At 49.4% G+C, this 20,987-nt stretch carries 16 protein-coding genes; 14 read left to right on the forward strand and 2 right to left on the reverse strand.

Translation table 11 applies throughout. The features are described from left to right. Positions 1 to 90: 90 nt before the first annotated feature. The 4 genes from C7820_RS20060 to C7820_RS20075 are packed head-to-tail and all read left to right on the forward strand — an operon-like array spanning position 91 to position 5,320. A complete protein-coding gene (locus C7820_RS20060; RefSeq protein WP_116232489.1) occupies positions 91 to 1,011 on the forward strand; it encodes an ABC transporter permease subunit in 921 nt (306 codons plus the stop codon). Then, positions 1,008 to 1,916, forward strand: a complete 909-nt coding sequence (locus C7820_RS20065; RefSeq protein ID WP_105443991.1) for a carbohydrate ABC transporter permease — start codon at positions 1,008 to 1,010, stop codon at positions 1,914 to 1,916. Before C7820_RS20060 ends, C7820_RS20065 begins: the two co-directional genes overlap by 4 nt. A gap of 39 nt (positions 1,917 to 1,955) precedes the next feature. Next, positions 1,956 to 3,722 (forward strand): type 2 periplasmic-binding domain-containing protein, encoded by a 1,767-nt coding sequence (locus C7820_RS20070; RefSeq protein ID WP_116232490.1) that lies wholly within the window; start codon positions 1,956 to 1,958, stop codon positions 3,720 to 3,722. Positions 3,723 to 3,775: 53 nt separating this feature from the next. Beyond that, positions 3,776 to 5,320, forward strand: a complete 1,545-nt coding sequence (locus tag C7820_RS20075; protein WP_116232491.1) for a carboxylesterase/lipase family protein — start codon at positions 3,776 to 3,778, stop codon at positions 5,318 to 5,320. Between the two features lie 18 nt (positions 5,321 to 5,338). Here C7820_RS20075 and C7820_RS20080 read toward each other — a convergent pair whose 3' ends face one another. Then, a complete protein-coding gene (locus tag C7820_RS20080) occupies positions 5,339 to 6,103 on the reverse strand; it encodes a helix-turn-helix transcriptional regulator (protein ID WP_116232492.1) in 765 nt (254 codons plus the stop codon). A 314-nt stretch (positions 6,104 to 6,417) separates the two neighbouring features. Between C7820_RS20080 and C7820_RS20085 the strand changes: the two genes are divergently transcribed. The 9 genes from C7820_RS20085 (at position 6,418) to C7820_RS20125 (ending at position 19,029) form a co-directional block, all read left to right on the forward strand. Beyond that, positions 6,418 to 8,073 (forward strand): ABC transporter substrate-binding protein, encoded by a 1,656-nt coding sequence (locus tag C7820_RS20085; protein ID WP_116232493.1) that lies wholly within the window; start codon positions 6,418 to 6,420, stop codon positions 8,071 to 8,073. 80 nt (positions 8,074 to 8,153) lie between these two features. Beyond that, positions 8,154 to 9,134, forward strand: coding sequence for an ABC transporter permease (locus tag C7820_RS20090; RefSeq protein ID WP_116232494.1), 981 nt, complete (start codon positions 8,154 to 8,156; stop codon positions 9,132 to 9,134). 14 nt (positions 9,135 to 9,148) lie between these two features. Next, a complete protein-coding gene (locus C7820_RS20095; protein WP_076169204.1) occupies positions 9,149 to 10,060 on the forward strand; it encodes a carbohydrate ABC transporter permease in 912 nt (303 codons plus the stop codon). 120 nt (positions 10,061 to 10,180) lie between these two features. Then, positions 10,181 to 11,719: a response regulator transcription factor gene (locus tag C7820_RS20100; RefSeq protein WP_116232495.1), complete on the forward strand. Its 1,539-nt coding sequence runs from the start codon at positions 10,181 to 10,183 to the stop codon at positions 11,717 to 11,719. Between the two features lie 24 nt (positions 11,720 to 11,743). Continuing rightward, positions 11,744 to 13,564 (forward strand): sensor histidine kinase, encoded by a 1,821-nt coding sequence (locus tag C7820_RS20105; protein WP_116232496.1) that lies wholly within the window; start codon positions 11,744 to 11,746, stop codon positions 13,562 to 13,564. Next, positions 13,557 to 15,095, forward strand: coding sequence for a response regulator (locus C7820_RS20110; RefSeq protein WP_181909125.1), 1,539 nt, complete (start codon positions 13,557 to 13,559; stop codon positions 15,093 to 15,095). The genes C7820_RS20105 and C7820_RS20110 overlap by 8 nt, the downstream gene beginning before the upstream one ends. Positions 15,096 to 15,217: 122 nt before the next feature. Further along, positions 15,218 to 16,516, forward strand: coding sequence for an SGNH/GDSL hydrolase family protein (locus tag C7820_RS20115; protein ID WP_309545768.1), 1,299 nt, complete (start codon positions 15,218 to 15,220; stop codon positions 16,514 to 16,516). Between the two features lie 65 nt (positions 16,517 to 16,581). Beyond that, positions 16,582 to 17,352 carry an alpha/beta hydrolase gene (locus C7820_RS20120; RefSeq protein ID WP_105443979.1) on the forward strand — a complete coding sequence of 257 codons (771 nt, stop codon included), beginning with the start codon at positions 16,582 to 16,584 and terminating at the stop codon, positions 17,350 to 17,352. Positions 17,353 to 17,655: 303 nt separating this feature from the next. Continuing rightward, positions 17,656 to 19,029, forward strand: a complete 1,374-nt coding sequence (locus C7820_RS20125; protein ID WP_116232499.1) for an ABC transporter substrate-binding protein — start codon at positions 17,656 to 17,658, stop codon at positions 19,027 to 19,029. A gap of 65 nt (positions 19,030 to 19,094) precedes the next feature. On the opposite strand, the gene C7820_RS20130 is transcribed toward C7820_RS20125, so the two are convergent. Next, positions 19,095 to 19,913, reverse strand: coding sequence for a helix-turn-helix transcriptional regulator (locus tag C7820_RS20130; protein ID WP_251673799.1), 819 nt, complete (start codon positions 19,911 to 19,913; stop codon positions 19,095 to 19,097). 93 nt (positions 19,914 to 20,006) lie between these two features. Between C7820_RS20130 and C7820_RS20135 the strand changes: the two genes are divergently transcribed. Further along, entirely contained in the window at positions 20,007 to 20,831 is an 825-nt protein-coding gene (locus C7820_RS20135; RefSeq protein ID WP_116232500.1) for a sugar phosphate isomerase/epimerase family protein, read from the forward strand. Positions 20,832 to 20,987: the final 156 nt, after the last annotated feature.

The following is a 20,987-nucleotide window of genomic DNA, read 5'->3' on the forward strand; positions in this document are numbered from 1 at the left end:
CTTATTATTGAAAGCGTTTTCGAATAATTGGCTGGGAGTGGATATTGTAGTCCCCCGTCAAATCTACGAATTTTTAGGGAAGGTGACACGATGCGCATACGAGAGTACAGCACGAAAGGCATATCTTTCAGGAAATTCCTCTACATACTTCCGTTCATGCTTTTGCTTGCTGTCTTTGCCTACTATCCGCTATACGGATGGGTCTATGCATTCTTCGACTACTCGCCGCCGATTCCTTTGTCCAAATCTCCGTTTGTCGGCTTACAGTGGTTTCGTTCCTTGATCGAAAACCAGGTCAAGATCGACCAGCTGCTCCAGGTCATCAAGAACACGTTCGGGATGAGCGGATTGGGGCTGCTGTTCTCCTGGCTCCCCATGATTTTTGCCATATTCCTGAACGAAATGAAGGCCGTGCGGTTTCGGAAGTTTGTGCAGACGGTAACGACCCTGCCGAATTTTATCAGCTGGGTACTGGTATATTCTTTGGCGTTTTCCATGTTTTCCAGCGAAGGCATCGTCAACGGTCTGTTGAAGCAGCTGGGACTGATCGATTCCCCGATTTTATTCCTTCAGAACTCCGATCATGTCTGGATCACCATGTGGTTGTGGACGATCTGGAAAACGTTAGGCTGGTCCGCGATCTTGTACATAGCGGCGATTACGGGAATTGATGATTCCCTTTATGAGGCGGCCCATGTCGACGGGGCAACGAGAATGCAGGTGATTTGGAACGTCATCCTGCCGAGCATGCTCCCGACGTATTTTGTTCTGCTGATGCTGCAGATCGCCGGCTTTCTGAATAATGGCTTGGAGCAATATTTCGTATTCCAAAATGCATTCAACAAAGAAAATATACAAGTTCTGGACCTGTATGTTTATAACCTGGCGATGGGGGGCGGCAGCTACTCCGTATCAGTCGCGATCAGCATGCTGAAGAGTTTGATTAGTGTTGTCCTTCTCTTTTCGGTAAACGGATTCTCCAAATTGTTAAGAGGAGAGAGTATCGTATGAGAAAAGCAGTTCAGGTAAGCCCGACCGACAAAATGATCACTGTATTGATCTATGTCCTTTTTTCCCTGTTTGCTTGCGTGTGCGTCTATCCGTTTTACTCCATCATCATTAATACGATAAGCGCAAACGATATCAGTGCCCGGGGGGACGTCGTCTTTTATCCGCGGAACATCCATTTCCAGAATTATTTGGACGTTTTTAAAATACCGGGACTGGGGAATGCGGCTTTGATCTCCCTGGGCAGAACCGTGATCGGAACTCTGCTGACGGTAGGGGCCTCCGCCTTTTTGGGATTCATGTTCTCCCAAGAGGATATGTGGGGGAGAAGATTCTGGTACCGGTTCACCGTGATCACCATGTTCTTTAACGCCGGCATTATTCCGTGGTATCTCACCATGCGCTCTCTGCATTTGACCAACAATTTTTTGGCATACATTCTGCCGACGATCGTAGCCCCGTTCTTCATCATTCTGGTCAAGACCTTCGTGGAATCGACGCCGAAGGAATTGCAGCAGGCGGCAAGCATCGACGGAGCGGGAACGATGATGATCTTCTTCAGGATCATATTGCCGATAAGCAAGCCCATATTGGCGACGGTCGCGATATTCACTGCAGTGGATCAGTGGAACTCTTTTCAGGATACGCTGCTGCTCGTTACGGATAGCAAATTATACACGCTGCAATTTATTCTCTATAACTATATCAATCAGGCGAGCTCATTATCGACCATGGTTAATCTGCAAAATGCCGGTTCGACGGCCATAGCCAGTCTAGCCACAGAGCAAACCACGACTTCCATTCGCATGACCGTTACCATTATTGTCGTTGCCCCCATATTGCTCATCTACCCGATCTTCCAGAGGTTTTTCGTCAAGGGAATTATGATCGGGGCGGTCAAAGGTTGATTTTCACTTGATATTAAAATGGATTTAGGAGGATGGCCAATGAGTAAAAGCAGGAAAGCAGCAAAAAAATCGGTCATGCTATTGTTCGCTTGCCTCTTCATCGCCTCGGTCGGGCTGGCCGGCTGTGGAGGCGCATCCAATGAGGAGTCGGGTACCGATGCAAAGACTTCCGAGAATAACACAGCCATCGATCACAGCAAGCCGCTGACGATTACGGTGTTCGATAACGCGGCGAATTACCAGGGCGAGCAGACCGGATGGTATGGCAAGCTGCTTAAAGACAAGTTTAATCTGACGCTGAACATTCTTGCCCCGCAGGTTGCCGGCGACCAGTTATACAAGACGAGGTCGGCAGCGGGAAATTTGGGGGATCTCCTGATCATCGATAACAGTCAGCTGGAAGAGCTCATTCCGGCAGGTCTGATTATGGACTTGACGGATAGAGTCAAGAACACCAAGTACTTGTCCCAGTATGTGGATAATCACTTCAAACCCTTTAACGAGGCTTTCGACAAAGTGAATCCGGACGGTAAAATTTATGCGCTACCGACGTTTACAGCCGATACTTCGCCAACGACTTTCTCGGAAGACCAACCTTATTCAAGCCCTATTTTGCCTTGGGATTACTACAAGGGGGTAGGGGCACCCAAGCTGAACAATTTGACCGACCTCCTGAATGTACTGAAAAAAATGCAGGAGAAGTATCCCAAGACTCCGGACGGAAAACCGATCGTCCCGATCACCCTGTGGAAGGATTGGGATGGCGGAGGGATGGAGAATGTACGCTGGCTGAGCAACTGGTACGGCTATGAGCAGCCTGACGGAACTTCAACCTTACAGCTAAATGCGAAAGGCGATATCGTTCCGCTCATTGATGATAACAGTATGTACAAAAAGATTTTGCAATTTTATTTCACGGCCAATCAGATGGGGCTGATCGATCCGGATTCCGCGTCGCAGGATTGGAACAAGGTCTCCGAAAAACTGACCAACAAACAGGTGCTCCTCTTATGGTATTCCTGGCAAAGAGGGTTCTACAATTCCATTGAAAGGGGCAAAAACGGCGACGGCTATGTTTCAGTCCCGATCGCGGATTCCCGGATCATTCAGACCAGTGATGCCTATTACGGCAACGGCAGGGTTTTTGCCATCGGTTCAAAGGCCAAAAATCCCGAAAGGATCATGGAATTCCTGGATTGGTCGGTTTCTCCCGAGGGCTTGCGCTACTACACGAACGGCTTTGAAGGGTTCAATTATGAAAAGACGGATGACGGCAAGTTCAAGCTGACCGAAACAGGGCAAACCGCTTTCCAGAAGAACACCCCCGTACCGGATCAATATGGAGGCGGCGGATACCAGGACGGACAGAGCAAGATCAACAGCATGATCATGAGCGATTTTGTCAAGGACCCGGACACCGGCGAATTCTATAACAACAATTACTGGAGTTCTACTATAGAAGCGAACAAGACCGCCCTGACCACGGACTGGCAGAACACCTACAACGCCAAGAACGCAACAGACTACTATCAGAAAAATAAGATGATCGACATCGTACCGAATATCAATACAAGCTTCGGCGTCGACTCGTCGGATATTAAAAATAAACGCAGCCAGATTTCGGACTATGTAAAAAATGCATCCTGGAAGATGGTGTTTGCGAAGGATCAGGCGGAGTTTGACCAGCTGTGGGCAAAGATGAAAACGGATGTGGCCGGTCTCGGCTGGAATGACGTACTTGCTGCGGATACGGCAAAAGCGCAAAAAATCGTTCAAATGCGTGCCGAGGCTTCGGCCGGCAAATGAGAGCAGCCGCTGTGAAGGCCGGTGAATTCCAACAATGAAGGGAGACGTTACACATGCTTCGAATCGTACAAGTTGAAAACGGGTTGGTGCAGGGACTGCCGGCAGCCGACCCCCGAATCACCAGTTTTAAAGGAATCCCATTTGCCGCTCCGCCCGTAGGCGACAACCGGTGGCGTGCCCCACAGCCCGCCCAGGACTGGGATGGCGTGCTTAAGGCGTACGAATTCGCGCCGATCTCGATGCAGGTAAGGCAGGAGATCGACGAAAACAATATCTATACCCGGGAATGGGCCGTGGAACCGGACATCGCCATGGACGAGGACTGTCTCTACCTGAACGTATGGACACCGGCCAAACGTACCGATGAGAAGCTGCCGGTCTATGTATGGTATTTTGGCGGAGGTCTTCAGGTCGGCCATACGGCTGAAATGGAGTTCGATGGTGAACGCATTGCCAGAAGAGGGATCGTGGTCGTCACGATCAATTATCGCCTCAATGTGTTCGGTTTTTTATGCCATCCGGAAATTACGGCGGAAGCGCCCGAAGCACCGGCTAACTTCGGCAATCTCGATCAGCAGGCGGCCACCAGATGGGTCAAGCGTAATATCGCGGCTTTCGGCGGCGACCCGGACAACATCACGATCGGCGGTCAGTCCGCCGGCGGCGGCAGCGTGATGACCCAGCTGACTTCGCCTCAGAATGAGGGGCTTTTTCAGAAAGCGATCATTCAAAGCGGAATCTATACGAAGCTGTATCCGGGGACTCGCGTGCCCCCGCTTCGAAATCAATTGGCTGAGGCCGAACAGGATGGCGTAAAATTTTTTGAATACCTTGGCGTATCTTCACTTGCGGAAGCCCGGCAGCTGGATGCCGTCACTCTCCGCGACAAGGCTGTGCAATACAAGGGATTCTGGGGCACCGTCGCCGATCAGGTGTTCAGCGTAGGCAGCCCGTTTGAATTGTTCCTTGAGAACAAGCGCTGGAACGTGCCGGTCATGTTTGGCCACACGTCCTCCGAATTTTTCAGCGTTCCGGATGTCCATACACCTGAAGAATTCAAGCAGCTGGCCGAAGACATGTTCGGAGACGACGCAGAGGCGTTCCTGAAGCTGTGTGGCGCACCATCGGCCAACGTGGAGGAGAGCCGGCAGAAGGCCTCGGTGAGCAGCATCGAATATGCGATCCGCATCGCCGCACAGGCCAATGCCGAGACCGGCTCCGGTACCCCATTGTACTATTACAATTTTGATGCCGAGATCCCCGGCTGGGATGATCCGGGCACCTTCCACTCGGTAGATCTCTGGTTTTTCTTCGAAACGCTGGCTAAATGCTGGCGGCCGTTTGTCGGCAAGCATTACGATTTGGCCCGCCAGATGTGCAATTACTGGGCGAACTTCATCCGTAACGGTGATCCGAACGGGCTCGATGCAACGGGAGAGGAACTGCCGCGATGGGAGCCTTATACCCCGGAAGCGCCGTATGGAATGCTCTTTGCTGATCAGGCCGAATTTTCCCAGGAGCAGCCGAGCGAGATCATGAAATTTCTGGTGCACCAATATTTCAAGAAGAACAGACCCGTCTTGCAACCAGAGGTTTAGTATGATGTGATATGGAAATCAAGCTTGTTTATGCGCCTGGAATTTTCTTGGCGAATAGCCTGTCAACTGTTTGAACTGTCTGCAGAAGTGCTCCACATTTTGATACCCGCATCGGGAGGCGACTTCAGCAATGCTTTGGGTGCTGTGAATTAAATATTCTTTGGCCAACCGGATTCGGCTGTTGATGACGTCTTCCATGCAGGTGACCTTAAAGGTTTTTTTGTAGATGCTCTGCAGGTAGCCTGGACTGATTCCGAGATATTCGGCCATTTTCGCAATCGTCCAGTAATCGCCCGGATCGTTCTGTATCGCGGTTCGAAGCTTCAACAACTTATAATACTGAGGCGTAATCGGTTCATGAAAATAAGATTCCAGCAGCTTGTTGAACAGCGTCCGCAGCAAACAGTCGATGGACGAAGCCTTGTAATCCCGATGAAAGTTGTGTTCGATGGTCAACAGTTCAAACAGCTTGCGGCAGTAATCCGGATCATCCAGGGAAAAGGGGACTCCGAGCGGCAGCGGCGATTCCGTAATATAGGGTTCATTGGATTCAAAGCGGATCCAGTCATTGATGAATTGATCGGCGCAGGCCCGATAATATACTTTCTGCTGCGGGCGGTAGAGGATAACGCTGTGTGTAGGATATTCCTTCAGCGCACCATTGACCCAGAATTGCGCGGGAGTCTTGGTGATGACAAGAAGCCAGTGATGACCCACGGGAACATCGATCACAAAGTTGCTTGGGTGCGTCGTGTTATACTCAACAAAATGAATATGGGCCATCCTTATCCCTCCTTGGAATGATGTTTCTACTATACTATAACAAGGAAAATATGAACGAAACCCTATGAGTTCTACCTTTGTATCAGTCAATATATTCAGTGAACGGATCATGAGATGATCCACCGTATGCAAGCGCCTCGCGGCTGCCGTCAATTCGCCGCGGGGCGCTTGTTTGTGTCAAGCCTTGGGCGACTATATTTTTAGGGGGAACATCTTGAGTTTGTGAATTGTAAGCGATTTCTAGCAAGATATAATTTAGTTATCACCGGGTGAGAATGTGTAACAATAGATGAAAAAGGGGAGGGCACAAAGAAATGCGCAAAAAGGTAAAACGTTCACTCATCGTTTTGTGTATCGGCATGATTTCTACGGCACTGCTGCTATCCGGCTGCAGCGGATCAGGAAAAACGAGCGGCGGGGGATCGGCGGCTGAATCAAGCGGGGACGATACGAAACCCATTACCCTGTCTGTGTTTATGGACGCCCCGGGCCAGCAGCCTACGGCCGACAACAAAATTTATAAATTGATTAAAGAAAAAACCGGCGTCAGTCTGAATATGGAATTTTTGGTCGGGGATCTGCAACAGAAGCTGGGCGTTATGATCGCAGGCGGCGACTACCCGGATCTCATCTCGGGCAACGACAAACTGATCAATGCGGGAGCTTATATTCCGCTGGAAGATTTAATTGAGAAGTATGCGCCCAATTTGAAGAAGCATTATGCGGAAGTATGGAATCAAATGAAGGATCCGAAGGACGGACATATTTATGTACTCCCAAGCTACGGCGTGTACACCGGTTCGGTTCACGATACGACCTATCAGGGACCGGGGTTCTATTTGCAAAAGGATGTTTTAAAAGAAATGGGCTATCCTACGCCGAAAACGCTGGAAGAGTACTTTGATATTATCGCGAAATATAAGGCCAAACATCCGGATATGATCGGATTTGAAACCTTGAACTTTGACTGGAGGGTATTTCCGCTCCAGAACGCGCCGGAGCATTTATCCGGTCATCCTAATGACGGCGGCGTGATCGTGGACAACAACAAGGCGCAAATTTTTGCGGACAAGGATATCGCGAAAACCTACTATAAGAAGCTGAATGAAGTGAACGCGCAGGGCTTGCTGGATAAAGAAGCTTTCGTGCAGAACTATGACCAGTACCTGGCCAAAATCGCCAGCGGACGAGTGATCGGCATGTTCGATCAGCATTGGAACTTTCAGGATGCGGAGAACTCTCTGATTTCCCAAGGGAAAATTGGAAGCACTTACGTCGGCTTTCCGCTCATGTATCCCGGTGCAAAGGAATACTATCGTGATCGCGGGGGGCTGAATCTCAATCGCGGGTTCGGTATTTCCGTAAAAGCCAAAGATCCGGTCCGGATTATCAAGTTTATGGATGCATTGATGACAGAGGATTGGCAGAAGACGCTGCAATGGGGAATCAAGGGAGAAGATTACGAGGTAAAAGAGGACGGCACGTTCTACCGGACTCCGGAGCAGCGGAAAAATGCGGACAACAATACCTGGAAATTAGCGAACAAGGCAGATTCGTTCTTTGGATACATGCCTAAAATGCAGGGATCTTACAGTGATGGCAACGCGACGGATCCCGGAACCCAGCCGCAGGAATTTTACGATAGCTTGAAGCCTTATGATCAAGAGATCTTGAAAGCATACAATCATAAAACCTGGGCGGAATTTTTCAAGGAGCCCGGCCCGAACCCGGTATATTTCCCGGCTTATACCATCATTCTGGAGGACGGCTCGGCCGCTCAACTGGCCAGCACCAAATTAAACGACCTGTCGGTAAAATATTTGCCGAAAGCGATTATGGCTTCCCCTTCGGAATTTGATAGTGTATGGCAGGATTATGTGAATCAGATCCACAAGCTGGATATTAAGGCTTACGAAGACCGCATGAATGAACAAATTCAATGGCGGATTAAGAACTGGAGCAGCAAGTAAGAGCTGTAGAAATCCAAACGGGGCGGGGAATTTATTCCCCGCCCCGTATTGGAAATGTCATAAGGGAGGGGAACAACGAGATGTCTGAAATCGTGCTGACCGGGGAGGTCAAGAGCAAGAAGAAGAAGAGAGTGGACCCGGAAATTGGCGTCAGCCTGAGCTGGAAAACCCTGAAAGCCCAAAAGCAGCTGATATTCATGTCGGTTCCAATTGCCATTTACTTAATCATATTTTCATATGTCCCCGTCTGGGGATGGCTGATGGCTTTTCAAAACTATCGTCCGGCTTTGTCCTTCTGGAAACAGGATTGGGTTGGACTGCAGCAGTTCCGTTTTCTGTTTCAGGACGATGCCTTCCTTGGGGTGCTGCGAAATACGATTGCCATGAGTTTCATCAACCTGGTTTTGGGTTTTGTAACGGCGATTGCCTTGGCACTGCTGCTGAACGAAATCAAGGTGCGGTTCTTTAAAAGGACGGTACAAACCATATCCTATCTGCCGCATTTTCTGTCATGGGTCATCGCGGCAGGCATAGTTGCCACTTCCTTATCTGTGGATGACGGCATCGTCAACACCGTACTCATGAAGCTGCATCTGATTGATCAGCCCGTAATGTGGCTGAGTAAAGGACACTATTTTTGGGGAATCGTCGGGCTGTCGAACGTTTGGAAAGAGGTTGGCTGGAATACGATCATCTATTTGGCTGCCATTACCTCGATCGATCCGTCCCTTTACGAAGCCGCTTCCATCGACGGTGCAGGCAGGTTTCATAAAATGAGATATGTAACGCTCCCTGGGATCAAGTCCACCTTTATCATCCTGCTCATTATGAATATCGGGCATATCCTGGATGCAGGTTTTGAGGTTCAGTATTTGCTGGGAAACGGCCTCGTCGTGGACTGGTCGCAAACGATTGATATTTTCGTGCTGAAGTACGGGATATCGATGGGGAATTATTCCCTTGCCACGGCTGCAGGCATATTTAAAACGATCGTGAGCGTCATACTCGTATTCATTGCGAATTCCATCGCAAAGCGTTTTGGCGAAGAACGATTGGTATAGAGGAGGACGGGGAAATGAAAACAGAAGTCAAGAGTCAGTTTCGCCTGGAACCCGTCGTTTTCCATACGCTGAATACGCTGTTTATGCTGATTGTCGTCATTGTCACGCTGTACCCTTTTCTTCATACGATGGCGATTTCATTTAATGACGGAAGCGATTCGCTGAAGGGGGGCGTGTACGTTTGGCCGCACACCTGGACCTTGCAAAATTATAAAGCGGTATTCGTATCGGGCACGATCTATCACGCCGCGTTCATTTCTGTGTCCCGTACCGTCATTTCGACCGTGCTCGGCGTATTTCTGACGACCATGCTGGCTTATACATTGGCCCAGCCTCACTATATTTTCCGCAAAAAAATAAGCATGCTGTTTATATTGACGATGTACTTCAACGCAGGCTTGATTCCCAACTATTTTTTGATCAAAGACCTGGGTTTGCGGAACAGCTTCTGGGTTTATATTCTGCCGGGTTTGGTCAGCGCATTTAACCTGATCGTGATCCGAACGTACATCAGGTCGCTCCCGGGAAGCCTGGTTGAATCCGCCAAAATTGACGGAGCCGGTGATTTCCGGATTTTCTGGCGGATCGTATTTCCGCTGTGTACGCCCGTCCTTGCGACCATTGCCTTGTTCATCGCCGTAGGCTCCTGGAATTCCTGGTTCGACACGTTCCTGTACGCTTCTTCCGAACAGAACCTCAGTTCGCTCCAGTATGAAATGATGAAGCTGCTTGGGTCGACCATGAGCACAAATAATGATCCGTCCATGATGGCAGGGGCAAATACCAACCAAACCCAGGCCATGGTAACGCCGGCGTCCATTCAGGCTGCAATTACGATCGTGACCGCGATGCCGATATTATTCGTTTATCCTTTTTTGCAAAGGTACTTTGTGGTAGGCTTGAACTTGGGAAGTGTCAAAGAATAGAAAATTTCGTGTGATCGTTTCAGACGAGAACAGTACCGTTCCGGCAGCCTGCCGGAACGGTTTCTCCTATTCCATGGGTGTATGATGAAGCAAATTCAATCGGTGGAGCGGTGATGCCAAATGCTTAAAGTCTTACTTGCCGACGACGAACCCTTAATGCTGGAAGGTCTGTGTTTTTTGGTCGACTGGACCGAGCTAGGCTTTGAGATTTGTGGTACGGCTATGGATGGGGATGACGCCTTGCAGCTAATCCAAAGTCTCAATCCCGATTTGGTCATTACAGATGTTCGTATGCCCGTCATTGATGGATTAGAGCTGATTAAGCAGGTGCAGGGCGGGGCTCTCCAACCGAAATTTATTATTATAAGCGGATATGCTGATTTTCAATATGCCAAGACAGCCATTCAATATGGCGTTTGCAACTACCTGACCAAGCCCCTGGATGAGGGCGAGTTGGAATCGGCCGTGAAAAACATAGCTTCGGAGATCCGGTCCGAGCGGAAATCGGATGCGTACCGCAGAGCTGAGACTGCCTATGTCCAAACAGAACTGCTCTCGCAGCTTCTTACAAGAGAATACGCTCCGCAAGAGCTGGAGCAGGCGGTTAGGCAGCTCCCCATCGGCGATGATTCGCGGATCCGCTGCATGCTCGTGTATGGAGCTGCTTTGGAGCACGGAAATGTTCGCGGCTGTCAGCTGCTGGATCGGCTGAGCCGTCTGGCCGAACAGCAAATAGAGCATATTACCGTGCTTCCTTTCGTGATCGGGCAGGACAAGCACGGCTACGTATTGATATCCGGCCCCGACGGACCGGAATTGACTCCCCTTCTGGTTACCCGGTTCATCCGATGCATTAGAAACGATTATGAGGAGAATGTCACCTTCTCGGTGAGCGATGAGCATAGAGGACCGTATTCCCTCAACACCGTTTTCCAAGAAGCCGTTGCCGCTGGGGTTTCCCGTCTCGATAACCGTCATCAAGAGGTTTATTATTATGAGGAGGAGAATCTGGAACAGCAGCTCCTTCTTCCCTCTGCGTTTATGAAATCGCTCACAAAGGCGGTTGTGGAAGGCAGGGTGGATGAGCTGCCCGGTCGTGTGCGCGAGTTTTTCGCCGTCATTTCGGGAGACCACGCTTCAAAACCGTGGATCAGCGCTTATGCAGCCAATATCAAGGTTGAACTCCTCCATGAAATCGGCGGAAGGGGAGGCAGCACAGCGGACTGGGAGAGGAAATGGTTTACCGGCTCACCGGCGTTGACGATGCAAAGCGACCTTGAAAAACAAACCCTGGCCGAGCTTTGCGAAGCGGCCGAGTGGTTTGCTGAAGATGATGGGGTTCAGACCGATCAGAACATATCGAAAGCGGTAGAATTCATTCGTGATCATTATCCCGAGAAACTGAAGCTGCAGGATATCGCCGAGGTTCTGCATGTCAATGCGGCCTATCTGGGACAGCGCTTCAAGAAGAAACTCGGCATTTCCTTTAACGAATATTATCATGCCGTGCGGATTGAAGAAGCTATGAAGCTTCTTAGGCGAACCGACTTGAACATCTGCGAGATTGCGGCTCGTGTCGGTTATGCCGATACCGATCAGTTTACGGCCAAATTTAAAGCCATCAACGGCATATCCCCTTCGGTTTATAAGAAGGGCTGAAAATATGATGCAGGAGACAGGTGCATGAACGTGAAGTGGAAGACCTCAGCTCTCATGGACGATATCCCTTTAAGATACAAGTTTTTAATCATCCTGCTCGGTGTGCTTATTCCGATCATCAGCATCAATACGCTGTTCTATTTGCAAACCAGCAAAAATGCCGAAACCCGTGAACAGGAAAATCTGCAAATTTCGGTAGAGCGGGCGGGCTACGATTTTATGCAAATGGTTAATGAATGCGTTGCCATCGGCAACACGGTAGCTGCGGACCGGACGTTGAATGAAATGCTGGATTATAACTATGCGGATTATGATGAGTACTATGAAAATTACGACAATGTATTAAGAGATCGGCTGCGCCAGTACAGTAACCTGCATTCCTATATTTTATGGCTTGGCGTGTATACGACGAATCCAACCATTCAAAGCGGCAACAGCTATTTTGTCTTGCAGGACAGCGATAAGAACAGCGAGTGGTATCAAAAAATCGCCGGGAGCAAAGAAAAAGTGCTGCTCACTTCGTATTTGGATACGAACCCGATGTACCCGAATCAAAAGAAGGTATACATCAGCATCATTCGGAAAATGGACAATTACCCCGGACTATTAAAGCATACAAAGTATTTGCGGATCGATTTGAGATTGGACAGTCTGAAGGAATTGTTCGCCAAGGAACGGGATTATATGACATTAAAGCTGATCGATGACAAAAACAGAATCGTTTTGGCATCCGATCAGCCGCATGATGCGGCGGATGACAGTCAACTGTTGAGCCTCTCTGTTGAGAGCGGAGCTTCCGGAGATGGAGCGATAAAGGATATTATCAGGCCATTAGGACCGGCAAATTATACACAGGGCTGGAATCTGGTCGGAACGCCCGAAAGGAAAGATATCAGCGGCGAGCTCCGTCATATCCTTCGTTTTATTCTGATTTTGGCTCTGATCACCACGCTGATCCCGGCCATCTTGTTTGTAGTCATTCTGCGTTCCTACAATCTAAGAGTAAAGCAGCTGTACAAGCATATGAAACTTGTGAACTACGAACGTTTCGAAACGATTCATATGTACGAAGGAAAAGACGAAATCGGCGGGCTCCTGCGGAGCTTTAACATGATGACCGAAAAAATCCGCAATTTGATTAACGACGTCTACAAGCTGGAGATCCAGAAGAAGGATCTGGAGCTGGAACGGGTCAGGGCGGAATTGAACTATTTGCAAAGCCAGGTGGACCCCCACTTCTTATTTAATACATTAAATGCGGTGCTGGTCATCTGCAAAAAATACAAGTACGAGCAGGTGACCGATATTATTCGCAATCTGGCCCAGATCCTGCGCAGATTGTTAAGCTGGAAAGATGACCTGGTGACGATTGAAGAGGAGGTCATGTTCATTGAAATGTACCTCCAGATCGAAAAGTTCCGGTTCCAGGACCGGTTTGCCTATGAGCTGGACGTTGATCCCGGCCTGATGAAGTACCGGATCCCTAAAATGAGCATCCAAGCGCTCGTAGAAAACTCCTGCAAGCATGGACTCCAATCGGTCAAAGGAGCGCGGTTGATCCGGATCGGGATCCGTCGGTCCTATGAGGACCTTATCATTACCGTTGAAGACAACGGGATCGGCATGAACAAGGACAAGCTGGATTGGATCAACCGCAATCTTCATTCGGACGATGACACCGGAAAAAATATCGGACTGCGCAACGTGTACAAGCGTCTGAAAGTGTACTACGACGGTCAGGCCAAGCTTGTCATTGAAAGCGATCCCTATGTACGTACGGCGATCGTAATCCAAATCCCGTTGAACCAGGTTCATGCACAAGCGGGAGGTGAAATTCATGTATAGCGTGCTTCTTGTGGATGACGAAGCGATTGCCCTCGAGGGGCTGAAGATGTTGAGCGATTGGGAAGGGCTTGGTTTTCAAATCTGCGGAGCATGCGACGACGGCGAAGATGCCCTGTCTCTGATTATGGACACGCTGCCGGATTTGGTGGTCACCGATATTCGCATGCCGGGGATCGACGGATTGGAATTGATACGCCGAGTCCGTTCCGTAGAACATTATGATCCGATCTTTGTCGTTCTCAGCGGGTACAGCGACTTTGAATATGCCCGCACGGCTCTTCGGTACGGGGTGAGATTTTATATGCTTAAACCGGTCATTGAGCCTGAGTGGGATGCGATGATTGCGACGATTGTTAGTGAACTTGACGCCAAATCACGCACCAGGGAGCAAGAAAAGGCCACCTCCAAACAAGTTTTGGCCATCGCCCTTTCCCGAATGCTCCGCGGAGAACTGACCGAAATTGACGGGGATATTGCGCATTTAATGGATCAGATGAATCAGCAAGCCACCGGCTGGCGGTATATCCACATTGAAGGGCTGACATGCGAGGGAACGGAAATTTGCCGGTCGCTGTCCCAGTCCGGGCATGCGTTATATGTAGATATGTACTGCAATCAAGCCGGTCTTATCGTAGATAGTGCCCGTGAACCATTAGAGCTTGCGCGGCGCGTGCATGAAGAACTGCTGAAGCATGGCCTTGACTGCTCCGTGTCCGTTGGTCCTCCGGTTCAAACCCTTCATGACTTGCCTGAGTCTTATATGAGGGCAGCCAAGGCTTCCCTTCAGCACTTCTTTCGTTCGGAGGAGGGAGGGGTGATTGACGGTGACCCCGATTCCTCGCATGAAATGAGTTACGTTCTTCCTCCGTCCCTTGTCCTGGATGAATTGCTCATCGCTGTCGAGAGATCACAGGAGCAGAAAGTTTGCGATATGCTCCATCAGTTGTTCGACACATTTAAGGATAACAAGACTGCCCCTGAAGTGGCGTACATGGCAAGCATTCAGATCGTCATGAAAAGTATCGAGCTGCTCAGGGAATTCGGCGGGACCACGGATTTATGGCGGGATGTGTTCCATTTTTTAAAAACGAAGCCGGGTTCCGTTGCTGCGTTAAAGCAGTCGCTGCACACGTTTTTAGAATTATGCATGGGTACCGTCAAGCACTACAAAGAAATGAATTCCGAGCATCCCTTGGTGCAAATCGAGCGTTATTTGCAAGAGAATTTCCATCAGAATCTGACGATCAAGAAGATCGCGGAACGATTTTTTATCAATCCGGTATATTTGGGGCAGGCGTTTATCAAAAAGAACGGTGTCGGCATTCTGGAATACATCCACGATCTGCGGATTGCCGAAGCCAAAAGAAGATTGTGTGACACCGAAGAAACGGTGCGGGTGATCGCAGAGGATCTCGGTTATGTCCACTATCACCATTTTTTAAGAGAATTCGAGAAGCGGACGGCTCTCAAACCTGTAGCTTACAGAAAGCGGCATCAACCGGGAGATCGGTTAGGTATTTCTGCCCCGTAAGCAGTAAACATCGGGTGGGTATGTAAAGAGATGCGGATTGAGTTTATCCGTCCGCTGCAGGGATAATGAAATTTGATAAATCGAAACGCAAATTCCTAATCACAATGAAAAGGGGATTTCCCATGACAGACCATCCAGCTGCATCCACGGACGAAGCTCGCGGCCCTGCGGCCCCGCGGGACCCGGAGAACCGGCGTGAAGATGATCAAGCTGCCGAAGGCATGATCGATCCTCCGGTTGACTTTGAAGGGCAGTCCTACCGTGACATGATCGCCAAATCTCTTTTGAATCGAGGCAACAACAAGAGATTGAAAGCGGCCATCGAAAAAGCGAAGAGAGGGGAGCCGGTCACCATCGCCTACATCGGCGGCTCCATCACCCATGGAGCTGGAGCTATCCCGCTTCCTGCAAATTGTTACGCCTATAGGTCGTACGATCTTTTTAGGAAGCGGTTCGCCTCCTCCGAAGGCAGTCCGATCCGTCTGATCAAAGCGGGAGTAGGCGGGACGCCGTCAGAGCTGGGGATCGTACGTTATGATCGGGATGTGCTCCGGGACGGTACGGAGAATCCGGATATCGTGGTCGTGGAGTTTGCCGTCAATGACGCCGGCGACGAGACGCGGGGCAATTGCTACGAAAGCTTGGTGCTCAAGGCGCTTGGCGGCGATAGCCGGCCTGCGGTGATCTTGCTGTTCAGCGTGTTCCTGAACGACTGGAATCTTCAGGATCGGCTGGCTCCGGTCGGGTGGCACTACGACCTTCCCATGGTCAGCATAAAGGATGCCGTCGTCGAGCAGTTCAGTTTGGCCAGGGACCAAGGAGGCGTGATCTCCAAAAGGCAGTTTTTCTACGATATCTATCATCCGACGAATAGCGGCCATCAGATCATGGCGGATTGCCTGGACTGGCTGTTCGAAGTCACGGACCAGTCTGCTCCTGACGAGGAGGATGTCCTGACCGATAAACCGCCGTTGATCGGCAACGATTACGTCCAGACCCGGCTGCTGGATCGCCAGAACGGTGACCGTATCGCTCAGATCGATACCGGTGGTTTTCAGGAGACCGATACCGATCTGCAGCTCGCGGAAATGGACGATCACGATTATGGCACGCCCCAGTTTCCTCATAACTGGATGCATACAGCCGGATCGGGAGAGGGCCATTTTACAATGACCATCAGGAGCAAGCGTCTCATTCTCGTATTTAAAGACTCGGGAAGCAGCGATTTCGGATCCGCGGAGATTTGGGTGGACGGAAAGCACAAGCTGACCGCTGATCCGCATGAAGTGAACTGGACGCACTGCAGCGCGGTTATTTTGTACGATGAGCCGGAATCAGGGCAGCATACCGTCGAGATCCGTATGGCGGCGGACAGCGAACATAAACGGTTTACTATTCTTGGGTTTGGTTACGTGCTGTAAAGCTTGTTTGTACTTGGTACAGTTCTATTTAATCATGTGAGTCCATAACAGGGGAGGAAACGAAATTGATAGAAACAGCGCCAACGGGCTTTGACCAATATAGGGAACATATCAGCCGCGGACAAATCGAACTTGTGGAATATGATTCAGAAACTGTCGGCTGTGACCGCAAAACGTTCATATACACCCCACCCGGGTACTCAGAACAACACAAGTATAATGTGCTCTTTCTCCTGCACGGAATAGGCGGGGATGAAGCCGAATGGAAGAATCACGGCAATATACAGGTCGTGCTCGATAATCTTTACGCCGACGGCAAGCTCGAGCCCATGATCGTCGTACTCCCTAATGGCCGTGCGATGCCGAACGACAGGGCGGAAGGAGACATATTCGATCCCGACAAGGTGAAGGCCTTCGAGACCTTCGAGTTCGATTTGCTTCACGATCTGATTCCTTTTATTGAATCGAAATACCCGGTATTCACAGGCAGAGAGAATTATAGTATCGCCGGCTTGTCCATGGGCGGAGGGCAGGCGCTGAATATCGGATTGAATCATCTCGACCGCTTTGCCTGGGTAGGAGCTTTTTCTCCGGCCCCGAATACCAAGGTCCCCGAGCTGCTCGTACCGAATCCTGAAGAGGCAGCCAATCTGCTTAGACTGCTCTGGCTATCCTGCGGAGACCAGGATGACCTGAAGCATATCAGTGACCGGACGCACTCGTATTTGTCAGAGCACGGCGTTCCTCATGTCTGGTACGAGGAAAGCGGCGGTCACGATTGGCCGGTTTGGAAAAACGATCTGTACCATTTCTCGCAGCTGCTGTTTCGAGTTTAGCATCATGGATCAGGAAGAAACCTTTCCTTTACGGATAGGTTTCTTTTTTTTGAAGATTATAGAATTTAAAATTTCAGCGCATATTCCGTTTCCGAAATGATGTTTAAAACTTACAAATGCCATTTAGATTATCTATGGTGGTTTGCCGGAAATCCATTTAACATGATCCGTGTGCTTGCAGTTCATCAGGAACCACCGGCATCGGAACCGATTCTTTCGGTCATCATGGAGGCATACGCGTGCAAGCTCATGTTTTGAAAGCGCTGTCCTATGGAGACAGCGAAATCCAAAGGGGGGTATTTTATGAGGAAGCGTAAGTCAATGGTGCTGGTTTGGTGTTTGATTCTGATCCTGATGGCCTCTTGCAGCAGCGGTTCCGGAGGAGGCGTATCCAACACGGATTCAAGCGGCGGAAATGCCGCTGAAGAAAGCACGAATACACCCGCGAAGCCGGACGAAAAAGAAGAAAGCGGTACTTCGGAAATGAATTTCGACATGGGTGGCCGGACGATCAAATGGGTATCTTGGTACGACGAATCGATCAAGGAAGATAATCCGGACAATATTAAAAAGAAGCAGAACCTGGACGAACTCATGAAGAAGCATAACTTTAAAATGGAATACGTCACGATCGACTATGGCGAGTACGTGAATAAAGTGACGTCATCGCTGCTCGCGGGAGAGCCGCTCGGCGACATCATCCGCATGGCCAGACCTTGGATGATTCCAACGCTCGTGAAGCAGGATTTATTCTCCCCGGTTGACGAATTCACAAAAAATCAGAACGTATTTATTCAGCAGTACACGAACGATTATTCGCAGTTTGAGGGCAGGGGCTACGGGTTCAGGGCAGGCATCAATGGTGCTTCATCAGGTATTTTCTATAATCGAACCTTGATGGAGAAGCTGGGCGTCAAGCCGCTGCAGGAATACGTCAACGAAGACAACTGGAATTGGGAGACCTTCATCCAAGCAGCCAAAGAGGCGAACAAAGATACGAATAATGACGGTAAGCTGGACACCTGGGGGCTCGCTTCCGCTTCCATTTTAGTTCAGGCTCTGGCGGCCAACGACGCAAATATCGTGTCGGGAGATAAGCAAAATCTGGAGGACCCGAAAACGAAAGAAACCTTAAACTTCATATCCCAGCTCGCAACGGAAAACATCGCCAGACCGACCGAAGGCGGTGATTGGACCGAACCCGGCCAATTTTTCCGTCAAGGGAACACACTGATGTATGCCGGGAGCGATTATGAAATGGATGGATTCAAAAAGGATATGCCTGATTTGGATATAGGCTTCCTGCCCTTCCCTAAAGGGCCCAGCGCTACAGAGTACCACTCCCATCTTACGATTCCGAATTACTTGACGATCCCGAAGGCGGTCGAACATCCCGAGCAATTGGTTTACATTTATGAAAAAATCAACGATATCGAGTCCATCTACGACTACCCGAAACAAGCTTCGCTCGAAACGTTATTCAAGAACGAAGACGACATCAACAATGCAAAAATGGCAGGGGAAAGCATCAATGTCGTCGACGGCAAAGACGGGTATCCTTCCATGCCTTACTACGAGCTGGTCGGAGACATTATTGACGGAAATTCCGTTTCCACGGTCATTGGAAAATACAAAGAGCCGTTCCAGGCTTCGATTGATGAGGTTTGGAAAAAGTAGCGGTGATATGTACCGTCCCCACGAAGAAAAATATCCGAAGTGGGGACTCCTTATTCAAGGAGGTGCTACTGCCCTGCTTGCTTCCTTGCAGCAGATGGAGGATAGCCCTTCATCTCCTTGAACAGCTTGCTGAAATAGTAAATATCGTCAATCCCGCACATTTCCGCCGCGTTCTTCACGGTAAAGTCACCGGATGACAGCATCATTTCGGCATTGTTGATGCGAATGCGTTTGATGTACTCCTTGAGTGTCGTACCGGTATTCTGCTTAAATAACCTTCCCAAATAGACGGGGCTCAGATGCAGCCATTCCGCTAATTCGGCGATCGAGAGATTTTCCGAGTAATGCTCTGAAATGTATTCGGTTAATTTCTTGATCCGCGGATCGATCGGCATGGGCGCTTTCCGGTAATAGTTGGTGAGCAGGCGGTGGAGGATAAGCTCGAACAAAGCGCGTGCCTGGATGTGGTAAAACGGCTGCTTGCTCATCCAAACATGGTTGAATTCACGAATATACCCCAGAATCTCCTTGGTGATCACTTTCTTGGTGACGCCTTTAAACGGGAGATGGATATGATTATACGGTTCGGCCCAAAAAAAGTTGAACGGATACGAATGCATGAGGGACTCCTTGAACGTATGGGCTTCCCTGATGCTTCCCCCGGGGACGTAGATCATGTCACCTGCTTCTACTGTGAATTTCTCTCCATTAATATAGTAATTCGCCATGCCTTCAACCACAAACGTTAGATCGTGGAAGCCGATTTTCGCTTTTTGGATCGTCCACTCGGGAAAGCATCTACGGTCGATGAACAGAAAGATATTCGGAACAAGATGAGGATGATGCTCAATTTCCAAGTACACCGCCTCCTTTAAGCTAATCATAGATTTCGCTCCAGAAATTTCAAGAGAAAATCGAGATTGTATGACTCAACCATGATGAAGTATTTCAGTTCAGCAAATGAAGGGGGATTTATTATGATAACATTAACGGGATTCGCAGATGAGATTTCATCGGATTTGGAAGAACAGCTGGATGTCCTCGAATCGGAAAATATTCGTTATCTGGAGCTGCGGGGAGTCTGGGGGAAAAATGTATTGAATTTAACCGAAGAGGAAACGGTGAAGATTAAAGAACGGCTGATCCGGCGGGGATTCGGCGTCTCCGCGATCGGCTCTCCACTGGGAAAAATCAAGATCACCGATGACTTTGATCCGCATTTTACGAAGGCTGAGCACGCCATACGATTGGCAGCGTTTTTTGAAGCCAAGTTTGTCCGCATCTTTTCCTTTTATATTCCGGAGGGAGAACATGAAAGATTTCGAGAGGAAGTATTCCGTCGAATGAAGCGGCTCGTTCAGCTGGCGAATGATGCCGGAATCGTACTGCTGCATGAGAATGAAAGCCACATTTACGGCGATACCGGAGAACGCTGCAAGGACATTTTGGAGGCCGTCTCGTCGCCCGGCATGAGAGCGGCTTTTGATCCCGCAAATTTCGTGCAATGCAGGGTACACCCCATGTCTGAGGCATACCCGCTGCTCGCCGGCTACATTTCTTATATTCATGTGAAGGACGCACGGATGGACAATGGTTCAGTGGTTCCTGCCGGCGAGGGGGACGGGCAGCTGCGTCTGCTTCTCCAGCAATTGAAACAGACGGGATATTCCGGATTTATGTCTTTGGAACCGCACCTGCAAGCAACCGGAAAGCTTGCGGGGCTCAGCCAACCTGAACTTTTCGTAGTAGCCGCGAAAGCCATTAAGAAACTGCTGGCCGAGCAGGAAATGAAGTGGAATTGAGTGACGCAAAGTCCTGCATTTATTGGGGGTATTTCTTTAGTTTATGAATAGGAGGGATCATAAAAACTGATTTAAAATAAATAGAGAAAATGTTTGCGCTTACATTAAAAAAGTAAAAAACAGGTGAGCAAGTAAAAAGATGCGGGTTGTGTGTGT

It is taken from the genome of Paenibacillus sp. VMFN-D1, assembly GCF_003386155.1.
Lineage (GTDB): Bacteria > Bacillota > Bacilli > Paenibacillales > Paenibacillaceae > Paenibacillus_AQ > Paenibacillus_AQ favisporus.

Excerpts from the sequence above, each read along its gene's own strand:
- C7820_RS20060 (WP_116232489.1), top strand. The coding sequence starts at position 91 with ATGCGCATACGAGAGTACAGCACGAAAGGCATATCTTTCAGGAAATTC.
- C7820_RS20065 (WP_105443991.1), top strand. The coding sequence starts at position 1,008 with ATGAGAAAAGCAGTTCAGGTAAGCCCGACCGACAAAATGATCACTGTA.
- C7820_RS20070 (WP_116232490.1), top strand. The coding sequence starts at position 1,956 with ATGAGTAAAAGCAGGAAAGCAGCAAAAAAATCGGTCATGCTATTGTTC.
- C7820_RS20075 (WP_116232491.1), top strand. The coding sequence starts at position 3,776 with ATGCTTCGAATCGTACAAGTTGAAAACGGGTTGGTGCAGGGACTGCCG.
- C7820_RS20080 (WP_116232492.1), bottom strand. The coding sequence starts at position 6,103 with ATGGCCCATATTCATTTTGTTGAGTATAACACGACGCACCCAAGCAAC.
- C7820_RS20085 (WP_116232493.1), top strand. The coding sequence starts at position 6,418 with ATGCGCAAAAAGGTAAAACGTTCACTCATCGTTTTGTGTATCGGCATG.
- C7820_RS20090 (WP_116232494.1), top strand. The coding sequence starts at position 8,154 with ATGTCTGAAATCGTGCTGACCGGGGAGGTCAAGAGCAAGAAGAAGAAG.
- C7820_RS20095 (WP_076169204.1), top strand. The coding sequence starts at position 9,149 with ATGAAAACAGAAGTCAAGAGTCAGTTTCGCCTGGAACCCGTCGTTTTC.
- C7820_RS20100 (WP_116232495.1), top strand. The coding sequence starts at position 10,181 with ATGCTTAAAGTCTTACTTGCCGACGACGAACCCTTAATGCTGGAAGGT.
- C7820_RS20105 (WP_116232496.1), top strand. The coding sequence starts at position 11,744 with ATGAACGTGAAGTGGAAGACCTCAGCTCTCATGGACGATATCCCTTTA.
- C7820_RS20110 (WP_181909125.1), top strand. The coding sequence starts at position 13,557 with ATGTATAGCGTGCTTCTTGTGGATGACGAAGCGATTGCCCTCGAGGGG.
- C7820_RS20115 (WP_309545768.1), top strand. The coding sequence starts at position 15,218 with ATGACAGACCATCCAGCTGCATCCACGGACGAAGCTCGCGGCCCTGCG.
- C7820_RS20125 (WP_116232499.1), top strand. The coding sequence starts at position 17,656 with ATGAGGAAGCGTAAGTCAATGGTGCTGGTTTGGTGTTTGATTCTGATC.
- C7820_RS20130 (WP_251673799.1), bottom strand. The coding sequence starts at position 19,913 with ATGATTAGCTTAAAGGAGGCGGTGTACTTGGAAATTGAGCATCATCCT.
- C7820_RS20135 (WP_116232500.1), top strand. The coding sequence starts at position 20,007 with ATGATAACATTAACGGGATTCGCAGATGAGATTTCATCGGATTTGGAA.